Origin of the sequence: Rivularia sp. UHCC 0363 (assembly GCF_034931125.1) — a bacterium.
Lineage (GTDB): Bacteria > Cyanobacteriota > Cyanobacteriia > Cyanobacteriales > Nostocaceae > Rivularia.
Genome location: NZ_JAYGHM010000037.1, coordinates 70,162 through 78,906, shown reverse-complemented (window position 1 = coordinate 78,906; position 8,745 = coordinate 70,162). Strand labels below are relative to the sequence as shown.

At 37.5% G+C, this 8,745-nt stretch carries 6 protein-coding genes; 2 read left to right on the top strand and 4 right to left on the bottom strand.

Annotation, left to right across the window (positions count from 1 at the left end; translation table 11 throughout):
* The coding region (locus tag VB797_RS20650; protein WP_416350886.1) for a beta strand repeat-containing protein at positions 1-2,845 on the top strand (2,845 nt) is incomplete at its 5' end.
* 142 nt (positions 2,846-2,987) lie between these two features.
* The gene (locus VB797_RS20645; protein ID WP_323239615.1) at positions 2,988-3,554 is read left to right on the top strand and encodes a Uma2 family endonuclease; all 567 of its coding nucleotides are present in this window, start codon (positions 2,988-2,990) and stop codon (positions 3,552-3,554) included.
* 19 nt (positions 3,555-3,573) lie between these two features.
* Here the strand turns inward: VB797_RS20645 and VB797_RS20640 are convergent, their stop codons facing one another.
* The 4 genes from VB797_RS20640 to VB797_RS20625 form a co-directional block, all read right to left on the bottom strand.
* A complete protein-coding gene (locus VB797_RS20640) occupies positions 3,574-5,298 on the bottom strand; it encodes a ShlB/FhaC/HecB family hemolysin secretion/activation protein (protein WP_323239614.1) in 1,725 nt (574 codons plus the stop codon).
* A 118-nt stretch (positions 5,299-5,416) separates the two neighbouring features.
* Positions 5,417-6,958: a M10 family metallopeptidase C-terminal domain-containing protein gene (locus VB797_RS20635; protein WP_323239613.1), complete on the bottom strand. Its 1,542-nt coding sequence runs from the start codon at positions 6,956-6,958 to the stop codon at positions 5,417-5,419.
* Between the two features lie 657 nt (positions 6,959-7,615).
* The gene (locus VB797_RS20630; RefSeq protein WP_323239612.1) at positions 7,616-8,083 is read right to left on the bottom strand and encodes a hypothetical protein; all 468 of its coding nucleotides are present in this window, start codon (positions 8,081-8,083) and stop codon (positions 7,616-7,618) included.
* Between the two features lie 304 nt (positions 8,084-8,387).
* A complete protein-coding gene (locus tag VB797_RS20625; RefSeq protein ID WP_323239611.1) occupies positions 8,388-8,639 on the bottom strand; it encodes a Mo-dependent nitrogenase C-terminal domain-containing protein in 252 nt (83 codons plus the stop codon).
* Positions 8,640-8,745: the final 106 nt, after the last annotated feature.

Here is an 8,745-nt window from a genome sequence, read left to right as displayed (position 1 = left end):
GGAAATAAATGCATCGAATTTTGGAAAAGGAGACGCAGGAGATATTGATATCACTACAGATTCTTTCTTACTTGATAATGCACTTGTACAAACAGCTAGCTTTGGGCAAGGTAATGCTGGAAATATAAGTATAAAAGCAGCCGATCGCGTTTCTTTAGATAACGATGCGGAAATATTCAGTGGTGTTGCTCAAAATGTAGAAGGTAATGGAGGCAATATTAATCTTACAACAGGCTCCTTACTCTTAGATAATAAAGCCAAACTATCTGCAAATACAAATGGACGGGGTAATGCTGGAAATATAACTATAAAGGCAGACGATCGCGTTTCTTTAGATAACGGTGCTGGTATCGGCAGTTTGATTTCAGATGAAGGCATTGGCAAAGGTGGAGATATTCGTATCTCTACAGGTTCGCTTTCTATTGCTGGTGCTGCTCAGCTTGATAGTAGTACCTTTGGTAAAGGTGATGCAGGCGATGTGATTATTGATGCTCGCGATACAGTTTTATTTACTGGGAGAAGACCAGACATCAATTTATATAGTGGCATATTAAGCACAGCAGAAGGAGAAGGAAAAGGAAATGGCGGAAATATTAGGATAAGTGCTGGCTCAGTTATTGTTAATGACGCAGCAAGGCTAAGTACTTACACTGCCAAAGAAGGTAATGCAGGCAACATTTCAATTCAAGCACGCGATCAATTGAGTGTTGCAAATCTAGGTCGGATTGAAACTGTTACAAGTGGAGAGGGTGAGGCAGGGACTATCAGTGTTACAAGTGGAGAATTTTCACTTTCTAACAGTTCAGCTTTCTTGAGTAACACTTATGCAGAAGGTGATGCTGGTGATATTTCCATTGATGTTGCTAAGCAAGTATATCTTGACAAAGAATCTGTTATCTCTAGCACAGTAACAGAGAGCGCGAAAGGAAATGGTGGGACAATTAGCATTAATGCTGAATCTTTATCGATTTCTAACAGTTCAGCTTTCTTTAGTGATACGTATGCAGAAGGTGATGCAGGTGATATTTCCATTGATGTTGTTAAGCAAGTATATCTTGACAAAGAATCTGTTATCTCTAACGCAGTACTAGGAAACGCGAGAGGAAATGGTGGAATCATCCGTATTGATGCTGAATCTTTATCGATAACTAATGGTTCCCAACTCCAAGCAAGTACTTTTGGGAGAGGGGATGCGGGAGATATTCGTATCAATGCTAGGGATTTATCTATGGAAAAATTTGCAACATTAGTAGCTACAACCCAAGGACAAGGTAATTCTGGTGATATTTTTATTAATGCAAGCGATCGCGTTTCATTAGACAGCAATGCAATTATTTCAAATATTGTAGGAGATGTAGAAAACCCAGGAAAGTTGGGTGATGGGAAAGGGGGAACAATCAACATTAATACTGACATACTATCCATGCTGAATGGTTCCCAACTCCAAGCGAGTACTTTTGGGAAAGGGGATGCAGGAGATATTATTATTAATGCTCGCGATAATTTTCTTGCTTCTGGGTTTGGACAATTTGAAGATTCAACACTTTCTACGGCTGTTTTCAGCGTTGTTGCTTCTGATAGTACTGGAAATGGTGGTAATATTCGCGTGAATACTGGTTCGCTATTTGTTGAAGATGGGGCGCGATTTAGTGCTTCTACATTTGGTTTAGGTAAAGCTGGAAATATCGCAATCGATGCTCGTGATGCTGTTGTTGTAGATGGAGTTAGTAGAGTTGGGTTTACGAGTCAATTATCTAGTGCAACAGAAGATGATGCAAGCGGAAGCGGGGGAACAATAACTGTTAATACAAATTTCTTACGAGTTAGTAACGGCGGATTTTTAAATGCTCAAACTACTTCGGCTTTTCGTGGTGGGGATGTGAGCATCAATGCTAATACTTTTGAAGCAGTTAACGGTGGACAAGTTGGTACAAATACCTCCAGTAGTGGGAATGCTGGTAATATAGTCCTCAACGTTAAAGACAAAGTTAATTTATCGGGAACTGGAAAAGGTTTTAGAAGCGGTTTATTTGCTGGTACTTTTGCTGAATCTACCGGAAAAGGCGGTAGCATATTTATCGATCCGCGCTTAGTAGTTATAGAAAATGGTGCAGGGGTATCGGTTGGTAGCGATGGTACAGGAGATGCAGGGGATATCACATTACAAGCAGGAACTTTGCAACTAGATAAAGGTTTTATCACCGCTCAAACAGCGAGTACTCAAGGAGGTAATATCAACTTACAAATCAGCGAATTATTATTACTCCGCAACAACAGCCAAATCTCTACTACAGCAGGAACAGCACAAGCTGGCGGAAATGGCGGTAATATTAATATAAATTCTAAATTCATCGTCGTACCGCAAAGTGAAAACAGCGATATTACAGCGAATGCTTTTAGTGGTAATGGTGGTCAAGTTAATATTAATAGTAGCGGTATTTTCGGAATTGAAACTCAGCAAAGTTTAACCGAACAAAGCGATATTACAGCAAGTTCTCAACTTGGTATTTCTGGTGAAACAAATATTAATACAGATGATACCAGTTCGATTCAAAATAGCTTTACCGAATTATCACCAAACATCGATACCAATGCAATAATTGCGTCGAGTTGCATTGCACGGGGTAACAAGCGACAAGAAAATTCTTTTAAAATTACAGGTGGTGGTGCTTTACCAAGCGATCGCCCTAATAATGTTTTTGTTTCTAATTACACAACTGGTGAGGTTAGAACTGTTGAAACTACAACTCAACCTTGGAAAAAAGGCGATCCAATTATTGAACCCCAAGGTTTGTATCGGATGGAAAATGGGGAGTTGTTATTAAGTCGGGAATGTTCTGATTAATTTGGGTTGTATCACCAAAGGTACGGTTTATCACTTTTGGAAAACAATTTGGACTTATCACGAGTGAGGAAAAACGTTTTCATAATTTTTTACGTAAATCCTATTTATAATAAAATTAATAAAAAGGATAAAGTAATTATTTATGACATTATTACCTCAGTTATCCTCATTTAGTTTAGAAGAGTTTTTAAAGCTACCTGAAACTAAACCTCATAACGAATATATTGATGGTAAAATCTACCAAAAACCGATGCCCCAGGGAGAACACAGTACCTTACAGAGCTTTTTAGTAACTAATATTAATAAGATTGCTCAACCGCAAAAGTTAGCTTATGCATTTCCAGAATTACGCTGTACATTTGGGGGAAAATCGTTAGTCCCAGATATTGCTGTTTTTGAATGGTGCCGTATTCCTTTACTTCCAAATGGCAGAATTGCAAACCAATTTGAAATCCCCCCAGATTGGACTATTGAAATTCTTTCTCCCAAACAATCCCCAAACCGAGTTATTCGTAACATTATGTTTTCTATTCAAAATGGTACGAAATTAGGTTGGTTTCTTGACTCTGAAGATGAATCTATAATGGTTTTTCAACCCAATCAATTACCGGAAATTAAACAAGGAAAAGATATTTTACCTGTATTGGATATCTTAGATTGGAATTTATCGGTAGCAGATATTTTTAATTGCTTGAATTTTAATTTTTGAAATATTTTAATACCTTTTATCAAAACGGTTGATACCTAACCGAAAAATTAAAGCCATTTTCTTGCAGTGAATTACCACTATCACCTCTTCCTACTAAGGGAATACCGTAGTCTGCACGCAATCCCAAACCTCTTATAGGTTGCCACTGTAAACCTAACCCTAAACTAGCAAGGGTTTGTGGATCGGGGTTATCGCTGCGATTGTTCCAACCCGTACCAATGTCAAAAAATGGAATTAACTGTAGGGTTTCTACTTGCGATGCCAGAGGAATCCGAACTTCCACACCTCCAACTATGCCGCTGTCGGTGACGAGTTGATTTTGACGATAACCGCGTACTGTTTCTACTCCCCCAATACTGATTTTTTCTGCGGAAAGTAAGGAATCACCTGTTAGTTGAGTGTTAACTTTGGCAAGCATCAAAACGCGAGGAGATAATCTTTGTACCCATTGGAATTGCCCAACCCAAGCGAAAAAACGCCCATCTGTACCGCTGTCGTTAACCGTAGCATCAAAAGCATCAATACCAACGCTAAATTGCGATCGCGCTGCTAAAACACTATTAGTATTACGCTGTAACCAATCTTGAGAAAAGCGAATTACGCTGAGTTTTGATTCTCCTTCTTCTGGCCCTTCGGTGAAGGAAAAGGGGATATCATCGAGTATAAAGGTTTGACTCCGCCGTAAATCAAATGCTAAACCCAAAGCAAATTCCCTGTCTGGGGTATTAACTAACGGTTGACGCAGGTTAAAGGAAAGGGTTTCTGTTTCGCTGCGGATATCTAATTCATTAAATTCATCTTCAATAATTTTGCTGTCGCTGTTGCTGAAGCGTACACCAACTGTACCATCGAGAGCGTTAACGGGAACAGAATAATTGATATCGTAAATGTCTAAACCTTCAGTAATGGAATATTCTGCACTTAATCGATCGGCAAATCCCAAGACGTTATCGTGAGCGACAAAAACACTTGCTTGTTGCTCCCCAACGCTGGGTGATTGGTTGTTTGCAAAACTAACACCAGTGTGGAATGCGGGTGCTTCGGTAATTTCTATCTGTAAAATATTGTTTCCTGGAACGCTACCTGCGGTTAATTCAGCATTGACTCGTTGGATTACCGGATCGATTTGTAATAGTTGCAGTGCTTGTTCAAGACGCTGTTGATTTAAGGGCTTCCCCGCAAGTCTTTGAATTCGGGAGCGCACGTATCCTTTACGTAATCTTCGTAAACCTGAAATAGCGATATCTTCTAATTCCCCTTCTACAACTTGGATTGTTACGATACCGCTGGCAACATTTTGGTTGTTGGGAATAAATGCACCGCTGGTAATGTAGCCGTTGTCAGCATAAAGTTGGGTGATTTGCGATCGCAGTTGCAACAATTCTTCAAATGTAATTTTTTTCTGTTCTAATAAAGGCTTTATTAATTGATTGATTTCTTCTTGTAAAACCGAGTTTCCTTCGACTTTAATTTCTGTGATAGTGAAACTTTGACCGCTAGGAAAGCTTGTATTTGGTATGTTTTCCTGTGGTGGTGATGGAAGTATGGGTTCAGTTGGTGTAGGTGGTTTCGCTGGTAAAGTTGGTGATGGTTGAGGAATAGTTTCTTCTATTATCTCTGGTGTATTGGGAGGAATTGTCACTCCTGATGGAGGTGCAGATTGTGCAAAGACGGCTAATTGAGCCATACTAATGCAGGAAATAAACGTTAAAAGAAAGTGTTGAAACCGGAGGTAGGTACCCATTGTTCGTGTATTCTACTTACGAAAATGTTGTAAAAAAATATGATATTTTAAATCAAAATATCATAATGCTTTGGTTAATAATTGCTTCTTTATGCAATCATTAAATTCAAATTCAAATTCACACAAAGAGAAAATCGCTTTCAAAGTTGATGTTAGTATCTTGCACCACCGCAATTGCATCATTTCCAAAGAAAATAGCGGTATCCTGGGCAGAACTACCAAACCAGTTACCATTTTTTAAAGAGTATTGATTAGAAGTACCACTGACTTGGATGTAATCATATTGCCAATTAAAGTCAGTAATTCTGGCATATTCATCTCCTTGATAGAAGACATTTGAAGAATCTCCCAAAACGAAGGTATCATATCCAGCTTCCCCCGTTAAGATGTCATACCCAGAACCGCCGATTAAGGTGTCATTACCACTCCCACCAATTAGCGTGTCGTTACCCGCGTTATCCACAAGGTAATCGTTTCCGGAACCACCAAACAGATAATTATCAACAGTATTGCCAATCAGGACATCATTTCCTGCACCCCCGATAGCATTCTCGATCGTGACTCCAGAGGCGATCGCCAAATTATTACTAGCGGAATACCAACTTCCATTATCTTGAGGGCCAATAGAACTAAAAGTTTCAGGGTTGAGATTAATCGTCACAGAAATTCCTTGATTACTGGCATTAATGGTATCAATCCCGCCACCATCCCAAATTGTCTCTACAAAGGCTTGACTCGCATCCCAAGCATATGTAGTATTACCTGCGCGGGTATTATAGTTAGCGCCGTAAAGATACTGTATTGCAGCAATATCATAGAGCATAGGTGTTTGGGGATTAGCGAAACTACCTGGATGGTCGCTGTATGACATTACTGTGTATTGATTGCTATCTAAATCAGAGTGTAAATAAGGGCCCTCAGCACCACCCCCACCTGCATTGTAATTACCTGGATGTTTCAATCCTAATGCATGACCGATTTCGTGAATTAGGGTATGAAATCCAAAGGAACCGTTACTTTGAGTTAGATTTGGACTATAACTATTATTTAACCAGACATCACCTCCGATTGAATTATTCTGTGGAAGGTAAGCATGAGCGCTACCATGTTCTATATTCGCCGTTCCAAATCGAATAGTTCCCCCTGCACCAGCATCTGATACTTCAACAAATTTTAGTCCTGAAACTTCGCTGTAAAGTTGCAAAGCTCGTCTTGCTGCTACTTGTTGAGTTTGATTAAAAGCAATGAATTGATTCCGCTCCTCAGCATTCCCAGGATAGTAATTTGGAACTGTAGTCATAAAGCTATAGCTTATAGTTTGACTATTCCATTTTAAATTTGTTCCGATTAATGCCTCAATTCCACTGGTATAGGATGCACCTGATTGAGAAGTTAAACCTGGATTTGTTCCATTACTAAAGGAACTAATGGTGTTTATATGTTGTGGTTCAATAGCTTTTTGGTGTGTACTAGAAAGTAATAACTCATTTGACAAAAACTGATTTTGAGTGTCTGAGAACCCCAAAGAATCCACTGAGTGCAATGTTTCTTTTGTAATTCCTCTGTAACTGAAATAATCTTTATTAGCATTAGCTAAAATTTGAAAAAGGTAATTAGATTCATCTGTGGAGAGGTAAGAATTAATTTGAGTATTCATCATGATTATTTACTACTATTACAAAGTTAAAATTGAGAAATATTTTCTGTTAGTACTAAGTTGTATTGTTTTATCTTCAAACGCAACTTAGTTAATTTGAATCCTGACAATATTTAGATTAAAGTAAATAAATAGGTAATGCATTCACTAAATATGCACAGATAATTGCAGTCTTTATACGTTACTATTGCAATATCCTGCGTTTGACTTTACATAAAACTGTAAGTAAGTCGGCGTTAAAAAATCAAGGTATGTCATTGCGAACGGAGCGAAGTGAAGTGAAGCATAAGACCGAAGCGGTCACGCTCCGCGAATCTGCGCTTACGCACACGCAGGAGTTTCGAGCATTTTACATTTCGTTATATAGTTATGTTTATTTGAGCCAACCTACTTATATAGTATTTTTACTATGAGTGTAATGTTGATTTTAAAAAATAAGTTTCGATAATAAGTAGATAGGGTAATAAGATAAGACCTCACCCTCAATCCCTCTCCTTATTAAGGAGAGGGAAGCCGGACTAAGGATAAGGTTTTATATTTAATTTGACCCACTTACTTAATACTATTAATGGTTAAATGAATAACTTCAACTTTTGCAAGTAATCTTAAATAATGAAATCTTCGCTTCTATTTAAAATAATTTTCAAATAATTATTGATTTTAAAGTCGTTGAATAACCATTCGGCGAATTTGACCATTAGTATTAAGTAGAATTAAAGGAATAGTCACATACATCCGTTTCCCTGGCTGAATAGAACCAGCAGGATTAATCTCAACTGGGACAAATCCTATTTCAACACCATTACGATTATAGAAGTGTGCAGTATATCCTAGAGGTAAGACAAATTGCTTGGCTTCAACAATAAATCTAATTTCATCTATAGTAGGATTATTTTGATTAAATTCATCTTGCGAATCGGTGGTAAATTTTTCTGGTTGGGTGATTAAATTAAAATCATATCCTAGTTCCCCGATATCTATTTTAAATTGGGTTTGAGCCAAGAGATTTGATTTATCAAAAATATCAACTGTTTGCTTCTGTTTACTTATATTGTGTATTTTATTTTTCTGAATTGAATAATTTTTGATACCAATTGTAGGATAATTATAAACAAGAGTATTTGTCATAGCAATTACATGACAAAATAAATTCTCGTGAATCATTTGATGATTGCCCCTAATTCATTAAAAGGATTTAGGAGTGGTTTATTTTTAATTTATTCCACCCGCTTTAATAAATAAACTAGAGGAGTCTAACAATAGATACAATAGATTTTTATGCTTATTTAATTGCAGTTTCTTGATAAAAGAATTGCATTTTTCGGTAATTTTACTGAGGGAAAGAGATTTTAAGCAATTGCAAAGCCCGCTGTGGTAGCGAGCTTTATAATTGATATGAGTTTAGGTGCAATTGTGAGCAAAATATTTCTGTTTAATTCTCTGCAAGAAAGCACATAGCTCTAAAACGCAAACCCACAAGTTCATCATATAAAGGATTTAACTTACACATCGGAGGAATATGGATTTGCTTGCGTCCAAATATGATATTGCGTTCAAAGGGACATTGTGAAGGAATAAGTTTGCACAGAAATTGAGCTAGTTTAATATTGTGGATTTCGATAGCTTCCAACCACTGGCGAATTGGATATAGTAAATCATGCTGTGTTTGGGTAAAGTCAGTCACGATCGCTCTCCTAAGTAATTTTTATAAATGGTTTGTTGAAGTTTGTGCTTCTGTTAATACTTAGAATAAAGCAGAGCAATTGGTAATGCATTCACTAAATATGCAA